The sequence below is a fragment of the Kitasatospora sp. NBC_01266 genome (assembly GCF_036242395.1).
Taxonomy (GTDB): domain Bacteria; phylum Actinomycetota; class Actinomycetes; order Streptomycetales; family Streptomycetaceae; genus Kitasatospora.
Map to the genome: position 1 here is coordinate 6,356,074 of NZ_CP108458.1, position 18,103 is coordinate 6,374,176.

The 18,103-nt window shown below is 69.9% G+C and carries 14 protein-coding genes; 5 read left to right on the forward strand and 9 right to left on the reverse strand.

Annotated features, from left to right (window positions below):
• The first annotated feature begins 168 nt into the window (after positions 1 to 168).
• From OG403_RS27605 to OG403_RS27625, 5 genes are all read left to right on the forward strand, one after another.
• On the forward strand, positions 169 to 396 hold the full coding sequence (locus OG403_RS27605) for a hypothetical protein (RefSeq protein WP_329568916.1): 228 nt from the start codon (positions 169 to 171) through the stop codon (positions 394 to 396).
• Entirely contained in the window at positions 389 to 1,441 is a 1,053-nt protein-coding gene (locus tag OG403_RS27610) for a polyprenyl synthetase family protein (protein WP_329568917.1), read from the forward strand. The genes OG403_RS27605 and OG403_RS27610 overlap by 8 nt, the downstream gene beginning before the upstream one ends.
• Positions 1,442 to 1,470: 29 nt before the next feature.
• Positions 1,471 to 2,640: an oxygenase MpaB family protein gene (locus OG403_RS27615; protein ID WP_329568919.1), complete on the forward strand. Its 1,170-nt coding sequence runs from the start codon at positions 1,471 to 1,473 to the stop codon at positions 2,638 to 2,640.
• 120 nt (positions 2,641 to 2,760) lie between these two features.
• Positions 2,761 to 2,901, forward strand: coding sequence for a hypothetical protein (locus tag OG403_RS27620; RefSeq protein WP_442910999.1), 141 nt, complete (start codon positions 2,761 to 2,763; stop codon positions 2,899 to 2,901).
• A 128-nt stretch (positions 2,902 to 3,029) separates the two neighbouring features.
• A complete protein-coding gene (locus tag OG403_RS27625; protein ID WP_329568921.1) occupies positions 3,030 to 3,431 on the forward strand; it encodes a J-domain-containing protein in 402 nt (133 codons plus the stop codon).
• A 250-nt stretch (positions 3,432 to 3,681) separates the two neighbouring features.
• Here the strand turns inward: OG403_RS27625 and OG403_RS27630 are convergent, their stop codons facing one another.
• Genes OG403_RS27630 through OG403_RS27670 form a run of 9 tightly spaced genes read right to left on the reverse strand, consistent with a single transcriptional unit; the run spans position 3,682 to position 18,054 of the window.
• Entirely contained in the window at positions 3,682 to 4,899 is a 1,218-nt protein-coding gene (locus OG403_RS27630) for a GNAT family N-acetyltransferase (RefSeq protein WP_329568923.1), read from the reverse strand.
• Positions 4,899 to 6,335, reverse strand: coding sequence for a condensation domain-containing protein (locus OG403_RS27635; RefSeq protein WP_329568925.1), 1,437 nt, complete (start codon positions 6,333 to 6,335; stop codon positions 4,899 to 4,901). The genes OG403_RS27630 and OG403_RS27635 overlap by 1 nt, the downstream gene beginning before the upstream one ends.
• Positions 6,332 to 7,372, reverse strand: coding sequence for a low-specificity L-threonine aldolase (gene ltaE, locus OG403_RS27640; RefSeq protein ID WP_329568927.1), 1,041 nt, complete (start codon positions 7,370 to 7,372; stop codon positions 6,332 to 6,334). The genes OG403_RS27635 and ltaE overlap by 4 nt, the downstream gene beginning before the upstream one ends.
• A complete protein-coding gene (locus OG403_RS27645; protein WP_329568929.1) occupies positions 7,372 to 9,633 on the reverse strand; it encodes a pyridoxal-phosphate dependent enzyme in 2,262 nt (753 codons plus the stop codon). The genes ltaE and OG403_RS27645 overlap by 1 nt, the downstream gene beginning before the upstream one ends.
• Before the next feature lies 1 nt (position 9,634).
• Positions 9,635 to 10,528: a GHMP family kinase ATP-binding protein gene (locus OG403_RS27650; protein ID WP_329568931.1), complete on the reverse strand. Its 894-nt coding sequence runs from the start codon at positions 10,526 to 10,528 to the stop codon at positions 9,635 to 9,637.
• Positions 10,525 to 12,054, reverse strand: coding sequence for an argininosuccinate lyase (locus OG403_RS27655; RefSeq protein WP_329568933.1), 1,530 nt, complete (start codon positions 12,052 to 12,054; stop codon positions 10,525 to 10,527). The genes OG403_RS27650 and OG403_RS27655 overlap by 4 nt, the downstream gene beginning before the upstream one ends.
• A gap of 1 nt (position 12,055) precedes the next feature.
• Positions 12,056 to 15,271 (reverse strand): non-ribosomal peptide synthetase, encoded by a 3,216-nt coding sequence (locus tag OG403_RS27660; RefSeq protein WP_329568935.1) that lies wholly within the window; start codon positions 15,269 to 15,271, stop codon positions 12,056 to 12,058.
• Between the two features lie 57 nt (positions 15,272 to 15,328).
• Positions 15,329 to 17,038, reverse strand: a complete 1,710-nt coding sequence (locus OG403_RS27665) for a carbamoyltransferase N-terminal domain-containing protein (protein WP_329568937.1) — start codon at positions 17,036 to 17,038, stop codon at positions 15,329 to 15,331.
• Positions 17,035 to 18,054 (reverse strand): class I SAM-dependent methyltransferase, encoded by a 1,020-nt coding sequence (locus tag OG403_RS27670; RefSeq protein WP_329568941.1) that lies wholly within the window; start codon positions 18,052 to 18,054, stop codon positions 17,035 to 17,037. The genes OG403_RS27665 and OG403_RS27670 overlap by 4 nt, the downstream gene beginning before the upstream one ends.
• Positions 18,055 to 18,103: the final 49 nt, after the last annotated feature.

Below are 18,103 nucleotides of genomic sequence, written 5' to 3' on the forward strand. Positions count from 1 at the left end.
TGATCTGCTCTGTGCCGGGGAAGGATCACCGGCGCCTGCGGGTGCCGTGCACCGCCGTCCGGCGGACAGCCGCTGCAGCCCGTGTCACTGGGGAGGGCGGGGAGAGTCGTGTCAGCACAGGGGAGTGCGGGAGCGCGCGTCGATCGGGGGACCGAGGTGGTCCAGGTCATGGCCGGTGTCATCGATGTGGGATTGGAGCAGGCCGAGGGGCTGCTGCGTCGGATGCGCGGCGTGCTCGGCCGTTCCGACCTGCACGAGGTGGCGGCGGACGGGCAGGAGGAGTTGCGGGCGCGCGGCGAGTTGCTGCTGGGCCGCCTCGCCCCCGCTTCCGAGTCGCACATGGAGGCTGTGGCCCGACGAGCGGCAGCCTCCCGCCAGCCGTCGCCCGATGCCTGAGCTGCTGCAGGGCCCAGAGCTCAGGGCGCGGGTCGACGAGGTCCTGCGCGCCTTCGTCCGGCAGGAGACCGAGCTACTGGTCGCCATCGACGTCCAACTGGAGCCGGTGGCGGAGCAGTTGCGTGCGGCCGTGGCGGAGGGCAAACGGTTGCGCGCCGCGTTCGCCTACTGGGGCTGGCGGGCCGCGGGCCAGCCGGACAGCGAGGCCATGGTCCGAGCCGCGTCCGCGATGGAGCTGGTGCACGCGGCAGCCGTGGTCCACGACGACCTGATCGACGACAGTCCGATCCGCCGCGGTGTGCCTACCGCGCACCTGTCCCTGCGCCGGACCGTCGCCGACGGGCCCGAACACGAGGCCCAGGGGCGTGCGTTGGCGATGCTGGTGGGCGATCTGCTGATGTCCTGGGCGGGACAGCTGCTCGCCGCCTGCGGGCTGCCCGCGGCCTACCTGGCGCGGGCCCGCCCGCTGTGGGCCACGCTCGCCCGCGAGCTGATCGCCGGGGAGTGCCTGGAGATCCTGCGCACCCGCGCAACACCGGACGCGGAGAGCTCACTTGAGATCATCCGCTACAAGACCGCGAAATACACCGTCGAGCATCCGCTGCATCTGGGCGCCCTGCTCGGCGGTGCTCCGCCCGCCCTGCTCGCTGTCTTCACCGCCTACGGGGTGCCGCTGGGCGAGGCGTTCCAGCTCCGCGACGACCTGCTCGGCGTCTTCGGCGACCCGCGGCGCACCGGCAAGTCCAACCTGGACGACCTCGCAGGCGCCAAGCCCACGGCGCTGCTCGCCCACGCCCTCACCGGCGCGATACCCGCCGACCGTGCGCGACTCCAGGCCCTGGTGGGCCGTGACGACCTCGGTACCGCCCAACTCGACGAGCTGCGGGAGATCATGGTCCGTTCCGGAGCCCGCACCCGCGTCGAGGAGATGATCGGCGAGCGGGCCGCCGCCGCCCGCACCGCGCTCGCCCGGGCCGCACTCCCGCCGCGGGCCGCAGGCGCGCTCGCCGACCTGGTCGCCGCGGCGACCGCCCGCACCTCCTGACCCGCCGCACCGAACGAGGGGGCACCCCGATGACCGTGACACCTGAAGCGATGGACGCCCTGCGCCTGACGGGCGACCCGCTGGCCGACACCGTCGTGGACGCGCTGTTCGAGCGCGGTGACATCGGCAAGTTCAACACCCTGATGCGCTGGGTCGCCCAGACCGGCCAGCCACTGCCCGAGGACGTCCCCGACGAGGCCCACGACTACCTGCACGCCACCGCCGCCCCACCCGACTGGGTGGACTGGGACCAGATGGAGAAGGCCCGGCTCTTCTTCATCCGCAACAACGTCCACATCTCCACCGCGCTGTCCTTCGCCTCGATGCCCGCCTGCTACGTCGTGCCGCACGTCGCCCGCCTGCTCAGCGCCACCCACTCACTGGACTACCCCTCCAAGCGGATGGCCGAGACCGGCCAGTTCACCCTCTACCTGATGCGGCCCGACGCCTTCGAAGCCGGCGGCAGGTTCCTCCCGGCCGCCCAGAAGGTCCGCCTGCTGCACGCCTCCATCCGCCACCACCTGCGCCGCGAGAACCGCTGGGACGAAGCCGCCCTCGGCGTGCCGATCTGCCAGGAGGACATGATCGGCGGTCAGATGATGTTCTCCATCCAGGTGCTGGACGCCCTGCACCGGATGGGCATCCACATCTCCAACGAGGGTGCCGACGCCTACTTCTACGCCTGGCGGGTGGTCGGCGCCATCGTCGGCATCGACACCCGCGCCGCCCCCGCCGATCTGGCCGAGGCCCGCGACTTCTCCGACCTCTACATGGCCCGCCACATGGGCCCCTCCGACGAAGGCGCCACGCTCACCCGCCAACTCATCGACCTCTACGAGCAGGTCGTGCCCGGCACCCTGCTCGACCCGGTCGTCCCCGCTCTGATCCGCTACCTGATCGGCGACACCTGCGCCGACTGGCTCCAAGTCCCGCGCTCCACCTGGGACAAGGCCATCACCCTCGCCCCCACCCTGCTCGGCATCCTGGAGCGCATCGAGGACTCCTCCCCGCTCGGAGCCTGGGCGCTGGACCGCCTCGGCGACCTCACCACCCGCTTCGAACTCAGCTCCCTCACCCGCGGCCGGGTCATGCAGTACGCCATCCCCGAACACCTCCACGACGAACACGGCGTCACCTCCACCAAACACCGCACCGACCCCTGGACCCCGCCCCCGCTCTCCAGCCGACTCCCCGCCTGACCACCGCCCGCGAGCGAAGTTCACGGTTCGCAAAATCGGTCGCGCAGCTGAACTGCTGCGCCGAATCGTGCGTGGACAGGCCAGCGCCGAGACCGGCGATCAAGTCCGTGGCCAGGGTGGATGGTTTGTCGGCACCGCAAGGCCCGGGAGGACCAGCAGATCGGCTCGCTCTTCGGCGAGATGCGCGGCTTCGACGGTGACCGGCTGACGGCGCCGGAGCTGCCGCTGGTGCCACTCGAGCCCCTTGGCCGGGGGCGTTGACATTTCAATTGCACCCTGACCGATCGCGGACAGCGGCGATATGATCGCAATGTATAGCCAAGAGCCTTGCGCCATGCCTTCTCCTGTCGGATGAGGTACCCCTGCCCACGCGCTTCGGAGGACGATCCATGACGGAACGCAAGCCACCAGGTCTCAGCTTCGAGAGCTGGATCGACAAGCAGATCCGAGAAGCGACAGAACGTGGCGAGTTCGACAACCTGTCCGGCGCGGGCAAGCCGCTCCGTAACGAGAACCAGCCGTACCACGAGATGTGGTGGGTCCGGGAGAAGATGGAGCGCGAGAACCTGACCTACATGCCGCCGTCCATGGCGATCCGTAGTGAGGTTGAGGAGGCGGTCGAGACTGCTCGGAAGGCGCCGTCGGAGCGTGTGCTGCGCCAGATCCTCACAGAGGTCAACGAGAAGATCGATGCTGCGATGCGGCGCCCGTTGGAGGGCCCGCCGCTCCACCTCGCGCCGGTGGACATCGAGGCAGCCGTCAGGGAGTGGAAGCAGAAGCGCCAGCGGTAGCGGCGCGCGCTCCCTCTCCCCCTACGACTTCGTCCCTGCCTCAGCTTGGCGTTTTACCTCGCCGGTCACTCGACCTGCTGACTGATCGGCGCTTCTTCCCGAGACAACGGAGGCGGCCGTTCTCCACGCTTCGAGATGTCGAGTCACGAAGTACGAGAGAACGGCCGCTGTGTACGAGTCTCCCTCCCGCCCCGCCTGCCACAAGCTCAGGCGGGGACGAAGGGCACACCCTCTCGGGGCGTGGGGCAGGTCAGAAGTGGCTGCCGCACCAGGGCACTGCGGAACCGGCGAACAGCAGGTCGGCCCGCGCGACGGCGCCGGCGTTCAGCGCCACTATCCGGCCGGCGTTGGCCAGTTCCGACGGCCGGAAGCCACCGAGGTAGAGCGATGCGAGTTCGGTCACCGGCATCATCAGATCCGGAGCGTCGTCGACCCGAGCCACGTTGTCCGCCGCAACCCGGTAGCGCCCGTCGTTCTGCGGCAGGAACGGGTCCTTGACCTCGATGACCACGGGGTCGGCGTCTCCGTACCCTCGCGCGGCAAGCGCCTCCTCGACGTTCAGCAGCCGGAGCCACAGCTCGTCGGAGACGACTGTGGTCCGGCAGGCGCGCGGATCCAGGAGCAGCCACTCCAGCGGTTCGTCCATGGCGCGCTCGCGGGCGTGCACCTCGGTCACCAGATCCATGTCGAGGACGAACCGCCACAACCCCGCCAGCGCTTCGGGAGTCGCGGCGTGCAGGTCGCCCACGTCGAGCCGGCCGTGTAGTTCCGGACGGTCGTAGCCCCAGTCCAGGGAGGCCTGGTATCGGACGTATCCGTCGTCGCCGTCCGAACCCGAGTGCACGGCAAAGTAGGTGCCGTGCGAGGTGGCAAGGCGCGCCTTGGCCCGGGCCATCCACTCGGCCGGACGTCGGATGCCACCCGGCCGTCCCCGCCAGATCCGCTCGTAGATCTCCGGGACCAGCTCCAGCGCCTCGTCAGGCTCGACCAACCGCACCGACCCGCCCAGCGGAGCGCCCGGGTGGAAGGCGCCCCGGGTCGCGTCCACCACGATCGACCGGGCGCGGGTCGCCACTCCCGCGCCGAAACGCGGATAGATGAGGGCCTCCGAGGGGTAGTAGCCCACGACCGGCTCTCCCCGGCGCAGGGCGTCCTGATAGCCCTCCATCATGAGGGCGCGCAGGATGCCACGTCGGCGGAAGTCCGTGCGCACGCCGCCCCGTTCACCGGTGGCCATCCGTACGGACCTCCCGCCGGGAACCGCGAGTTCCGAGGAGTGGGTGGCGACGGTGCCGGCCAGCACACCGTTCACATCGATCCCGAAGACCCGGCCCGGCTCAAAGCTGTGCCGGCCGTGCTCCCACCAGGCGTCCCCGACGGGCGGCTGGTGCAGCGCCCGCGAGAACATGTCGTACGCTGTGCGGTGTTCGCTCGGGTCCAGGACACGAACCTTGTGCGGGTTGACCATCAGTGACTTCCTTCCTCGAGCACGAACCCCTCGACGGCCCGGTTCGGGCTGTCGACGAGCTGGTGCAGGATGTTCAGATAGGCGGATGCCATCCAGGACACCGCCTCCGGCGAGAGCAGGCCGGTGCTGTATTCGAATTCGGCCGTGATCCCCTGCTCCTCGCGGACCAGGGAGAGCTTCAACTCGTACTTCACGGCGCCGGTGGACAGCTGCAGGAACTCCGCTGCCACTCCGGGCAGCTCGAGTCGCCATGGACGGTCGGCCAGTACGCACGCGATCTGGAACACCGGGTTTGTGTCGCCACTGCGACTCTTCACGACCCGGGCCACCACTTGGTCGAACGGCGCCTCCTGATGGGCAAGCGCTTGCATCGCCGCCTGGCTGGTGCGATCGAGCACCTCACGGAACGTGGGATATCCGGCGAGGGACACCCGGACCGCGACGGTGTTCACGAACAGGCCGTACGTGCCGTGCCACTTGGCGTCCTCCCGGTTCGCGACCGGGACGCCCACCACCACCTCGTCCGGGCCGGCCTGGCGGTGCACGAGCACGGCCAGCGCGGACAGCAACACCATGAACACCGACGCGCCGGACTCCGTCGCCAGCCCGCGCAGGCGGGCGGCGAGCGCCTGGGGGATGTCGAAACGCAGGGCTGCCCCATCCCGGGAGAACGCCGGCTCTCCCCAGGAGTCCTCCGGCCACGCCTCCTCCGGCCAGCTGAATGCTGGCAGTGGCTGGACGAGTTCACGCTCCCAGTAGGCCAGGTCCGACTCGTACCCGCCTTGCTTCGAGCGCTCGGACTCCTGGAGCGCGAAGTCCGCGTACTGGCTGCCGATTTCGTGCAGGTCGGCGGCCCGCTGAGCCGCCCGGGCGGCGTAGAGCTCCGCCAACTCGTCGAACAGCAGTTGCTCGGACCAGCCGTCGGTGATCGCGTGGTGGAGGTTGAGGAAGAGCACGTGCTCGTGATCGGCGAGCCGGTACAGCGTGGCGCGCAACAGCGGCTCACCGGCCAGCACGAAGGGACGCCTTGCCGCCTCCCGGAGTGTGCCGGTCAGCTCGTTCGCGGTGATTTGGATCACCGGCAGGCTCAACTTCCAGCCTTCCAATACCTCCTGGCACACGGACCCGTCGGAGGCCGCAGCGAGCACCGTCCGAAGGCTCTCGTGCCGGTCCACCGCGTCCTGCAGCGCACCGTGCAGCGTGGCCACCGGGAAGGCTCCCGTCAGCCGAATCGCGAACGGCACGTTGTAGGAGATGTCGGCACCGTGCAACTGGTCCAGGAACCACAGGCGTTGCTGGGCCGCGGAGGCCGGTAGCTCGGTCGGCCGGGGCGAGCGTTCCGGGCCGGCGGCGGGTGCGCCACCGGCCAGCAGCCGGGCCAGCAACTGTCGGCGCAGCGCGGCCGTCGACTCGTTCTCGACGTTCTCTGTGGTCACGGTCCCTCGCTGAGGACCTGGTGGACGATGGCCACCGCCCGATCGATATCCGCCTTGCTCACCCCGGAGTGGGTGACCGCGCGAATCCGGCCGTGGCCGAGTTCCCCGACGCGCAGGCCGTGTCGACTGGCTGCCCGGACGAAGGTCTCCCAGCTGAACCGGGGGTCGGTCACGCGGAACATCACGATGTTGGTCTGCACCACGGCCGGGTCGAGTTCGATCCCTGCGACTCCGGCCAGACCTTCCGCCAGCAGACGGGCGTTGGCGTGGTCCTCGGCGAGGCGGTCCGTCTCCTCCAGGGCGACGAGCCCGGCCGCTGCGATGATGCCGGCCTGCCGCATGCCGCCGCCGAGCATCTTGCGCACCCGGCGCACCCCGCGGATGAACTCGGCGGAGCCCGCCACGATCGAACCGATCGGTGCCGACAGTCCCTTGGAGAGGCAGAACTGTACTGAGTCCGCGTAGCGCGTGATCTCACTCACCGGGGTGCCCGCAGCAACTGCGGCATTGAAGATCCGGGCGCCGTCCATGTGCACCGGCAGTCCGTGGCCGTCGGCGAACGCCCGGACCTCGGCGAGGTACTCCGACGGTAGGACCACGCCACCGCAACGGTTCTGGGTGTTCTCCAGACAGATCAGCCCGGGCAAGGCGAACTGTGGGTCCTCCGGATCCGGCGGGAAGCCCGCCGCCAGGTCGGTGAGCAGGATCCGGCCGTCCGCTTGATTGGGCAGCGGCTCGTAGCCGATTCCACCCACGACGGAGGCGCCGTGCGCCTCGTAGACGTAGATGTCGCTCTCGGCGCCGACCAGGATCTTCGAGCCGCGTGGGCAGTGCGTCATGATCGCTGCCAGGTTCGCCATCGTGCCGCTCGGCAACAGGCAGGCGGCCGCTTTGCCCAGCAGGTCGGCGGCGCGTTCCTCCAGCGCCCGTACGGTCGGGTCCTCGCCGTAGACGTCGTCGCCGAGCTGTGCACCGAGCATCGCCTCGCGCATCCGCGCCGTCGGCAGGGTGAATGTGTCGCTCCGCAGTTCGATCATCACGCGGTCCCCTCGATGTTCAGGTGGATCTTGTTCAGTGCGGTGGCCAGGGTCTGCTCGACCTGCTCCGGGCAGGCGCCCCCGGCGATGACGTAGCCGAGTCGGCCGTATGCGTTGCGGGCTGACCCGACCCTCGCCCGGGTACGTGCGGTCACCGTGACGCGCTCGACCCCGGAGACCTGCTCGGCCTCGTCGACACCCTCGACGGCGTGCAGCACGCCGGGTCGGTCGGCGAGCAGGAACTGGATACCCGCGTACCCGGACCTGACCGGCTCCAGGGCGGGGGCGAGACCTGTGGCCACCCGCAGTTGCTGCTCCAGGAGGTCCACGCCGGTCGCGATGCGGATCACCTCGGGGATCATCCCGCCGGCCAGCCGGGGGTTGACCTCGACGATCGCGGCGCCGTCGGCGGTGAGCCGGATCTCGGTGTGGGTGGCGCCGAGCCGGATGCCGGCCGCCTCCACCGCGCGACGGGCGGTTTCGGCTATCTCCCGCGCGCTGTCCGGCGGAAGCGGCGCCGGGAAGACGTGCCGGGTCTCGACGAAGTACGGCCCGTCGGTGACTGTCTTGGCGGTGACGCCGACGCAGTGGGTCCCGCCGGGCCCGCTGAACAGCTCGACGCTGAACTCTGGCCCTACAAGGTGCTCCTCGATCAGGACCAGCCCGCTGGTGGGCAGTCCCCGGTCGTTAACCCGTACCTCGAGCAGACGTGCGGCGTGCTCGGTCGCCTGCTCGACGCTCTCGCACAGCAGCACGCCGTTGGAACCGGAGTCGTCAGCGGGCTTCACCACACAGGGCAGGCCGATCTCGATGACCCGGTCGGCGACCTCGGTGGCTGAGGCCACTGCAGCGAAACGGGGCTGGCGCACTCCCGCCTCGGCCAGCCGGGTGCGCAGCGAGGCCTTGTTCCGGCACGTGCGCACGGCCTCGGCCGGGTTGCCCGGGAGCCCCAGCCAGTCGGCCAGGTCGGCGACGACGGGAACGTAGAACTCGCTCGTGGTGGTGACCCCGACGATCTCCTCGCGGCGGAAGCGCCGCTGGATCGCTGCCCGGAGCGCCACCGGATCGTTGGTGTCGCAGACCAGCAGCTCGCACTCGACCGCGTCCAGTCTGGCGTAGCGGCTCGGCTCACTGGTCACCAGGACCGGGCGGAGCTTCAGGTCCCTGGTCGTGCGCAGCGCGACCACCCCGGTCCCAGTGGTGTTGGACTCGACGAAGAGCAGGTGTCCGGCGTCGAGGTCGACCCCGTCGGTCACCGCCCGCGACCACCGGCTGACGGGTGTCCCGTACGCCACTCGGGTCGGCTGCTCGGCCAGCGCCAGGTCGGTGAGCGTGTGCCGAGCCCAGTGCTCGTCGCTGTAGACCGTGTCGGCGTAGCGGTCCCCGCGGTCCGGGAAGATTCCGACGATGCGGGTGCCCGGGGCGCTCTCGGCCGCGACCGCGCAGAGCACCCGGTAGACCGACCCGGCAGTGTTGCCGGCGAAGATCTGCTGCTCACGGGCGAGGGCGCGGCTTGCCGCGAACGCCTCGTGGTCGTTCAGCCAGTGCACCTCGTCGATCAGGCGACGGTCCAGGTTCTCCGGCATGAGGCTGTTGCCCAGGCCGCTCTGCAGCCGCCCCGGCACGTCCGGCTGGTCGAAGAGGGCGCTGCCGACACAGTCGACACCGACCACGCGGAGCTCGGGCAGGGCGCCACGCAGGTGCCGGGCCGAGCCGCAGAGCGAACCGCCGCTGCCCACCGAACCGATCAGCACGTCGAAGGAGCCCAGATCGGTGAGGAGCTCGTCACCCAGGGTGCGGTAGGCGCCGGGGTTGTCCGGGTTGCTGTACTGCTGCGGCCAGAACGCTCCGGGGAGGTCGCGCATGAGCCGCTCCAGCCGCTCCAGCCGGGCGCTCTGCCAGCCCTGGGAGGACATCGCCCCGACGACGTGGACCTCACAGCCGAGCGCGCGGAGCTTGGCCAGGGTGATGGCGTCGATCCGCGGGTCGGTGACGATGTGGACCTCGTGGCCGAGCGATCGGCCGACCAGTGCGACGCCGAGGGCCATGGTGCCGGACGAGCTCTCGACGATGGGAGCCCCGTCGCGCAGTTCGCCGGACCGCTTGGCGCCGAGAATGATGTTCCGCGCGACGCGGTCCTTCATGCCGAAGGGATTCTGCATCTCCAGCTTCGCGTAGACCTCGACGCCTTCGGGGGCGTCGAGCTCCAGACGTACCAGCGGGGTGTGCCCGATAGCGTCGCGGACGTTGTCGAACAGCATGTCAACCCCTGATTTCAAGCCGGTCGGCGACCGGCGACGAGTGATACAGCGTGATCTCCCCGCCGAGTTGCGCGCAGGTCTCGCGCACCCGGCGCTCCTTGCCAGCGAGTTCCGGGTCGTCGGCGGCGAGCATGATGCCGAGCACGGTGCCGCTGTGGGCGAGCGCCAACCCGAGGCCGTCGACCTCCTCGCAGGCTCGGCGCAGCGTCGCGAAGCCGGGCCGCACCCGCAGCTTCGCGTGCATCTCCGCGCTGCGGGTGGCGATCCGGCCCACGGCGCGCAGGTCACCGACGGCGATGGCCTCGCCTATCTCGGCGAGCAGTCGGGCGTACTCCCGCTTGTCCGCGTGGTCGAAGGGCTTCGCGTGCCGATTGTGCTGAACGGTGTCGACCTGGCCGCCCTCGTCGTGCGCGATGACCGCGATCGGCGGGAGCGCGCCAAGGTGGCTGTGCAGCCGGACCTCGCGGTGGTAGAAGGCCACGACGCCGTCGTACATCACCCCGTCCGAAGGTTCGACGGCCCGCATGAGGTCCTCGGTCGTGGACTCGTCCAGAGGGGCGCCGACCGCCGCGGCCACCGCCCGGGCGGTGGCCACCAGGTCAGCCGAGGAACTCGCCAGCCCCTTGCCCTCCGGCAGGTCACTGAAGATCTCCAGGACGCCGCCGTCCTGGATACCGAGCGCGTCAAGGGTTGCCCGGGCGAGCGTGCGTGCCTTGACCTTGTGCGCCGGCCGGACGTGGATCTCCGGGACGCCCGGTGTACGGCGGAAACGCACAGTGGTCCCGGTGTTGATCGGAAAGGTCACCAGGAACTCCCGGTCGTCCGGCAGGATTCCCTGGACGAGCTCGCCGAAGGTGCCGCAGGCCCGGCCCAGCCCGGTGTGGTCGGCCGTCACGACGTGCTCCCGACAGTCAGCAGCCGGTCCAGTTCGGCCGACCGTGCGGATCCGAGCTCCTCGTACCGCGACCACCGTGTCGTCAGACGCGCGTACTCCTCAGCCTGTGCGGCGAGCACCTCCCGTACGGCGGACGGCCCCGTCGAGCCGGTGGAGACCATCCGGCCCAACGCTTGGCCGACGTCGAAGGCCGCCGCCAGCAGCCTGCCTGGGTCGGCCAGGCGGTAGCCGTGTTCCGCGGCGATCCGGCCCAGCAGCTCGGGGTCGACCGCACTGGGCGCCTCTCCGGTCCTGGCGGCGGCGACGATGTAGCCGCCGGCGATCACCTGGGCCTTGCGCCACGGCACCAGTTCTTCCAGGGCGAGGCTGTTGGCAAGACTGAAGCCGCCGAAGTACTCGCGCTCACAGGCCGCGGCCATCCGATCGGCCCGCAGCACCAGCGCGTCCAGGACCGTACGGAACAGTCTCAGCACGCTGCGGCTGTCCGTGAAGGCGGTGAGCACGTGGCGGCCGGCTTCTTTCGACACCTCGACGAGGTTGGTGAACGGGGTGTTGCGCTGCCCCAGGATCACGTCCAAGTGGTAGGCGGTGAGATGCGCCGTGCGCCCGCGGATGCGTTCCAGGATCGGGAAGTTCTTCTTCTGCGGCATCGCCGAGGAGATGCCCGACAGCTCGTCGGGCAGGTCGACGAAGCCGTACTCGCTGCTGCTCCACATCAGCAAGTCGGTCGAGAACCGGCTCAACGCTGCCCCGAGCAGACTCAGTTCGGCGGTTGCCTCGGCACTCCAGGCGCGGGAAGCGACCGAGGTCAGGGCCAGCGGCTGGGGCCGGGCGAACCCGAGCAGGTGCGCCATCCGGTCGCGGTCCCAGTGCAGTTCCTGTCCTGCCATGGCGCCCGCCCCGAGTGGCGAGGCGTCGATGCCCTCGTAGGTGGCCAGCATGCGGCGTACGCTGTGCAGTACCTGCTCGGAGAGCGCGGCGAAGTAGAAGCCGGGCGTGATGATCTGCGCGGCCTGGAAGTGGGTGTAGCCGGGCATGGGCATCTCGGTCGCCGTGCCGGCGAGCCGGTGTGCTGCTGCTCCGAACGCCAGGGCTTCCTGTGCGACCAGGACCAGTTGGCGCCGGCCGAAGAGCAACTGCGCACAGGCCTGGAGGTCGTTACGGCTGCGGTCCACGTGCCAACGCACGACCGGCTCGCCCAACTGCCGCTCGACATGGCGTTCGAGGCAGAAGGCGATGTCCGACATGCTGCCGGCCTGCCACTCGGCGATCGTCCCGGCCGTCACGGTGTCCAGCGCCGCGGCCAGCTGTCCGGCCTCGGCCTGCGTGATGAGTCCCATCCGCAGGTACTCCGCCGCGAACACCTTCTCGATGGAGACGTAGCCCGGCAGCAGGTGCTCGGCCTCGTACCGGAACTGGGGGTCGAGGACCTCTTCGCGGAGCAGCTCGCTGGGCCCGCCGGCGATCCGCCCGGTCAGTGCGGTGGTGGCGTCCTCGGACGCACCACTGTTGTCCACTCGTGCCATTTCACTCCCCTGCCTGCTGGAGAAGACGGAGGAGCTCCTCCTCGCTCATGCTGCTGACCCGATCCAGGACCCGGCGTTCCACCACCGCTGAGAAGCCGCGTAGCACCGGGGTGGTGAACAGCTCGCGCAGCGGGAGCTCGATGGCGAAACGCTGCCTGATCTTCCCCACTACCTGGGCGGCCGACAGCGACTGCCCGCCGATGTCAAAGAAGTTGCTGTCCGCCCACACGGCACCGGTCTGCAGGACCTCCTGCCAGACCGAGGCGAGGACCGGTTCGAACTCGCCGTCCAGGGGCGTTCCGCGGGCCGCGGAACGGTCTTCGTCGAACCGGGGAGCGGGCAGCCGGCGCCGGTCGATCTTGCCGTTGGCGTTCAGTGGCAGCCGCTCCAGCACGTGCAGGGCGGCGGGACGCATGTACGAGGGCAGCAGGCGGGCCAGGTGCTCGCGGAGGCTCTCCTCGGCGGGGCGCGCCCGTTCCATCGGCGCGACGTAGGCGGCCAGGCGCTGGTGGCCGCCGTCAGTCCGGTGGACGGTGACGACAGCCTGTCCCACGTCCGGGTGGCTGCGCAGCACCGACTCGATCTCCCCCAGCTCGACCCGCATCCCGCGGATCTTCACCTGGTGGTCCTGGCGCCCGACGAAGATGATCGAACCGTCCGCCTGGCGGTAGCCCTGGTCGCCGGTCCGGTACAGGCGCTCGCCTGGTCGGAACGGGCTGGCGACGAAGGCCTGGGCGGTCTTCACCGGGTCGCCGAGGTAGCCGCGGGCGAGGCCCACCCCGCCGATGTAGAGGTCGCCCACGACGTCGACGGGCAGCTCGGCGAGTCGCTGGTCCAGCACGTGAACCTGATTGTTGTCGAACGGCGAGCCCACACTGACCGCTCCACTGCCGGTCGCGTCCACGGTGGTGCACAGGCGGTCCGTGGAGTCGATGGACACCTCGGTGGCGCCCCAGGTGTTGTGGAGCCGACCGGGCATCGACTCCTGGAAGCGGCGCACCAGGTCGGGCGGCAGGGCCTCCCCGCTGGAGACGGTGCTGCGCAGCGCGCCGAGACCTTCACGCTGCTCGGGACGAATGGTGTCGAGCAGCATCGCGAGCATGCTGGGGACGGTCTGCAGGTGAACCGTCCGGTAGGCGACAGCGGCCGCCAGGACGGCCTCGGGGTCGCGGTGCAGCTCCGGATCGATCAGGGCTATCCGCCCGCCGACGGACAGCGGCCAGAAAAGCTCGAGTGCGGAGTCGTCGAAGGTCAGGGTGGTTTTGTGCAGCACGGTCTCGCCTGCGGCCAGACCGTGCTGCCGCTGCATCCAGACCATCCGGTTCACCCACCCACGGTGGGTGCTGGCCACGCCCTTGGGGTTTCCGGTGGAACCGGAGGTGTAGTAGACGGAGACCAGGTTCTCGGGCGCGATGCGGACCGCCGGCCGCTCGGCGGACTGCTCCGCGGCCGGCCACGGCTCGTTCAGGCTGATCAGCGACTCCACGGACGGACAGCGGTCCTTCTGGTGCCGCAGCGTCAGGCAGACCGCCACCCGCGCGTCGGTGACGATCCGGTCGAGCCGGGCCCGAGGGGTCTCCGGGTCCAGCGGTAGGTAGCCGGCTCCCGCCTTGAGTACGGCCAGCAACGCGATGACGAGTTCCGGCGAGCGGTCCATGCAGACCGCGACCGCGTCGTCGGTGGCCACGCCCCGCTCGATCATCAGTCGGGCGAGCTGGTTGGCCCTGCGCTCCAGCTCTGCGTAGCTCAGCGAACGTTCGCCGTGCACCACCGCGACAGCGTCGGGGGTCCGCCCTGCCTGCTCCTCGAACAGCTCGTGCAACAGGGTGTCCGCGGGGAACGCCGCGTCGGTGGCGTTCCACGCGTCCAGCTGGGCGCTCTCCTCCTTGGTGAGCAGGGTGAGGGAGTCGAGGCGGCGCTCCGGCTCGTCCAGTACTTGTTCGAGGAGCCGGCCGAAGTGGCCGAGCAGCTGGTTGACGGCACCGGGGGTGAACAGTTCGGCGCTGTAGTCGGCGGTGCAGCGCAGGCCACCGTCCTCGGCCGTTTCCATGGTCAGGGTGAGTTCGGCGCTGGTGTGGCTCGGGGTCGTCTCCAACGGAGTCACCGTCAGGCCGGGCAGTGCCAGCCCGCTCCGGTCGTGGTCCGCCCGGAAGTCGAACTCCAGCTGGACCAGCTGACGTTGGCCGGCCTCACCGCGAAGGTTCAGTCGGCGCAGCAGAAGCTCGAACGGGATCTCGCGCTGCTCCGTGGCGAACCGGTGCGCCTCGACCGTGGCGCGCAGGTGCTCGGCGAATGACCGATGCCCGTCGTAGCCCGAGCGGACGGGGAGGAGATTGGTGAACTGCCCCACTGAATCCCGGTATTCGGAACCGCGCAGATCGGCCGGCAGGCCGACCACCACCTCGGCCTGGCCGGTCTGCCGGTGGACCAGCAGGGTGAACACCGCCAGGGCGAACGCCGCCGACGAAACGCCGAGGCTGTCGGCGGCCCGGGCGAGGCGGTTGGAGAGAGGGGCTCCGAGCACGGTCCGCGCCCGCGCGGCGAGGTTCCGCGGCAGCACCGGACGCGCCAGGTCCGCCCGGATGGTGGAGGCGTTCGGCGCGTCGGCCAGCGAGTCGGCCCGGGTGGCCAGCTGGTCCGCCGACCGCCCGGAGTCCGTGGCCTCCCGCTGCCGCCTCGCGTGCTCGAGATGCGCCGCCGGTGCGGTTCGCGCCCCGGCGGTCGCGCCGTCGAGCACGAGTCCGTACCCGGCCCCCAACTCCTTCTCCAGCAACGCCAACGACGGTCCGTCGACGAGGATCCGGTGGGACGTCAGCAGCAGGATCCAGTCGCTCTCGCCGAGCCGCAGGAGCAGACCGCGCAGCAGCGGCCCAGCCGTCAGGTCGAATGGCCGCCGGGCCTCCGACGCCAGCACCGCCTGCGCCGCGAGTTCGCGCTGCTCCCCGGCCGGTACCTCCGTCAGGTCGTGCACCGGTAGGTCGAACGGCACCGCGTCGAGCACCCGCTGCACGGGCGCGTCCTCGTGGTGCACGACCGCTGTGCGCAACGCCGGCTGACCAGCCACCAGGTGACGTGCGGCCTGCTCCAGTGCTGAGGAATCGAGCCGGCCCTTGATCCGGTACGCGACGGACTGACTGTGGATCGGTTCGGCAGGGTCGATCTGCTGGCGCAGCCAGATCTCTTCCTGGGCGAACGACAGCGGGGCGTCGGCGAGCATCGTTCCTGCCATCCTTGGGTTGAGCTGTTGGTTCCGGAGTCGGTGGCCGGTATGCCGTCAGAGCTTGCTGTAGAGGGTTCCGTCGGCCCAGACGTAGTCGGTGCGGCCCCAGCTCATCGCCGAGGCGGCGTCCGGGAAGAAGCCGTACCCGTTCAGGTTGGCGCTCGTGTTGCAGAGCACCGGTACTCCGCTGAGCCGGTGGTAGGCCCGCAGCAATTCGGTGAGGACCGGGTCCTCGTCCACGCTCACGGTCTGCAGGCGGGCGGTGCCGTCGAGGTGCATGATGGCGGGCACCCGGTCGACCCACTCCGGACGCACATCGTGGTCGAAGAGCATGTACGGGTCCGGAGTGCCGGGATCGAAGATCTCCTCGGCGTGCTCGACCAGGCAGATCGGCGCCACCGGGCGGTAGTACTCCCGCTTCTTGACCTCGTTGAGCACGTCCTTCATCGCCGTGTCGGTGGCGGGGGCGAGGATGCTGCGCGCGCCGAGCGCACGCGGGCCGAGCTCGGCGTTCCCGCTCAGGAAGACGAGCGGCTTGCCGGTCTCGTGCAGCAGCTCGGCGACCTCCTCGACCGCGCAGTCGCGCGAGGCCCAGCCGGCCGGCGTCGCGTCGGTGGCGGCCAGCCACGGGCCGGAGCGCGCATGCCACTGGACGGCGGAGAGCCCCTTGGCGTAGGCGTACTCGGCGCAGGCGGTGCCGATGGCCGAGCCGGAGTCGTCCGGGAACGGGGGAACCCAGACGTCCTTGAAGAGCGGGTGGGCGCGTAGGGCGCTGTTCCACTTGATGTTCAGTGCGCAGCCGCCGGCGAAGGCGAGGTTCCAGGGGCCGTCCCCCTTCCAGCGGCGGATCTTGTCGACGATGCGCTCCACCAGCAGCTCCTCCATGAACTGGTGCATGGAGGCGAGGACGTCCTCGTCGGAGACGCCGAGCGTGGCGATCCGCTCGGCGGCGTCCGAGAGGTAGCCGTGCACGTACCGGTGCGAGGGCTCACCGTTGCTGCCGCAACCGGTGACGTTGCGTCGGAACTCGGCGACGGCCTCGGTCGGCGCCTCGAAGTTGCGGTGGAAGGCGTCGCGGAGCGCCTCCTGGACGGCGTCCTTCGGCTGCCCGAGCGCGATGTAGGCCATCAGCTTTCCGGCGACGGACAGGTCGTCCACCACCTTGGAGCGGTCGGCGGTCTTGCGCGCCCACGGACCGAAGTACTGGGCCGCCATGGCGTAGGAATGGCCGATGAGCGGAAAGACCTCGGCGCCGTTCTCCACGGTGCCGCGCGCGGCGTCGACGAAGTAGAGCCGCGGGAAGGTCCCGCCGTCCCAGACCAGGACGAACGAGTCCTCACCCCGGGCCGCGAAGGGGCTGGAACAGTACGCCGCCGCGAAGTGGCTCGAGACGTGGACGAAACTGTTGTACGTGACCGACCGGCCGCCGAGCGGGATCTCGCCGATGTGGCCGGGCCGGATCAGGCTGGGGATCGCGTCGTTCTCACGGTACGGGGCGACGGCCAGCTCCAGCGGGCTGCCGCTGTCCAGCACGGAGAGCCGGCCGGCCTCGCGGCCGTCCCAGCCGTCGAGTGCCCAGCGGTCGACGTCGGAGACCTTGAAGCCGTACTCGGCGAGGATCTCGGGTATCAGGCTGAGGTCGGAGACTGGGCTGTAGCGCGGGTTGTTGGCGAGCTTCTGCACCTCGACGTGGAACAGCAGCCGGTCGTCCTCGAGCAGAGCGAGTCCGCCGCTGTGGGTCAGTTTGATACCTGCGGTGATCATCGTGCGTCTTCCTGCCTGGGCTTGGGACGAAGGAGGTTGGCCGAGTCGGCGTTGCGGCGGATGCGGTCGGTGACCCGTTCCAGGCCGGCCACGCCGCCGGACACGAGGGTGAAGCCGGTCGGACGGAGTTTCAGTTCGACGGCGTCGAGCTGGGCGTAGGCGTCCATCCGGTCGAAGACCGCTCGGAGCCGGGGGCTCTCGAAGAGGCCGGCTGCGGAGATGGTGCCGAACTCGCCACCGGTCCAGTCCCCGGCATCGACGGAGCCGGAGCCGCCGTCCCAGTTGACGCCGTGCACGATGGCCCAGTCGCTGCCGACCCGGAAGAACTCCGCAGCCTCCTGGAACCGGTAGGCGTTGACGATGGGGTGGATATACGCGTCGACGTCGGCAGCGAGCCGGGTGGCCTGCGAGACATCGGAGAAGGAGGTGCGGGTGCCGTACTGCTCGACCGACAGCGTCAGGCCCAGATCCCCGAGGACCGTGCCCGAGATGTCGTCCTCGGAATCCCGAAGGAGCAGCTGGACCAGATCACGGCTCAAGAGCCGGTCGAATTCACCGTACGGGTGATAGTACCAGGTATAGGCGATTCCCTCCGGCTTGAGGTGACGCTGCAGCCATTCCGCACCACCGGCCGGATTCTCCAGATGATGGATCACCCCGGTGCTGGTGATGAGGTCGAATTGGCGCCCCAGGAGCTCGCCGCCGATCTCGGCGTGCCGGAACTCCACGTTGTCGCAGCCGTTCCGCTCGGCCAGCCCGCGCGCCACCGAGAGCGAGTGTTCGCTGAAGTCGACGCCGAGGAAACGGGTTTCCGGGTACTGGCAGGCCAGGCCGATCAGTCGGTGACCGGTGCCGCAGCCAGCATCGAGCACCTCGAGCCCGTCCAGATCCGCCATCACGAGATCCAGTCCCATGGCGACGTCGTAGATCGGATCGCTGTCGGCGACCGGCAATGGATAGGGGAATTCCTCGTACAGTGCGCGTACGTCTGCACCGCGCGGTTGTTCGGACCGCATCAAGCGACTCCTGTCATATCGGGAATGCGTTTTGTCCTGATTTTTTCGT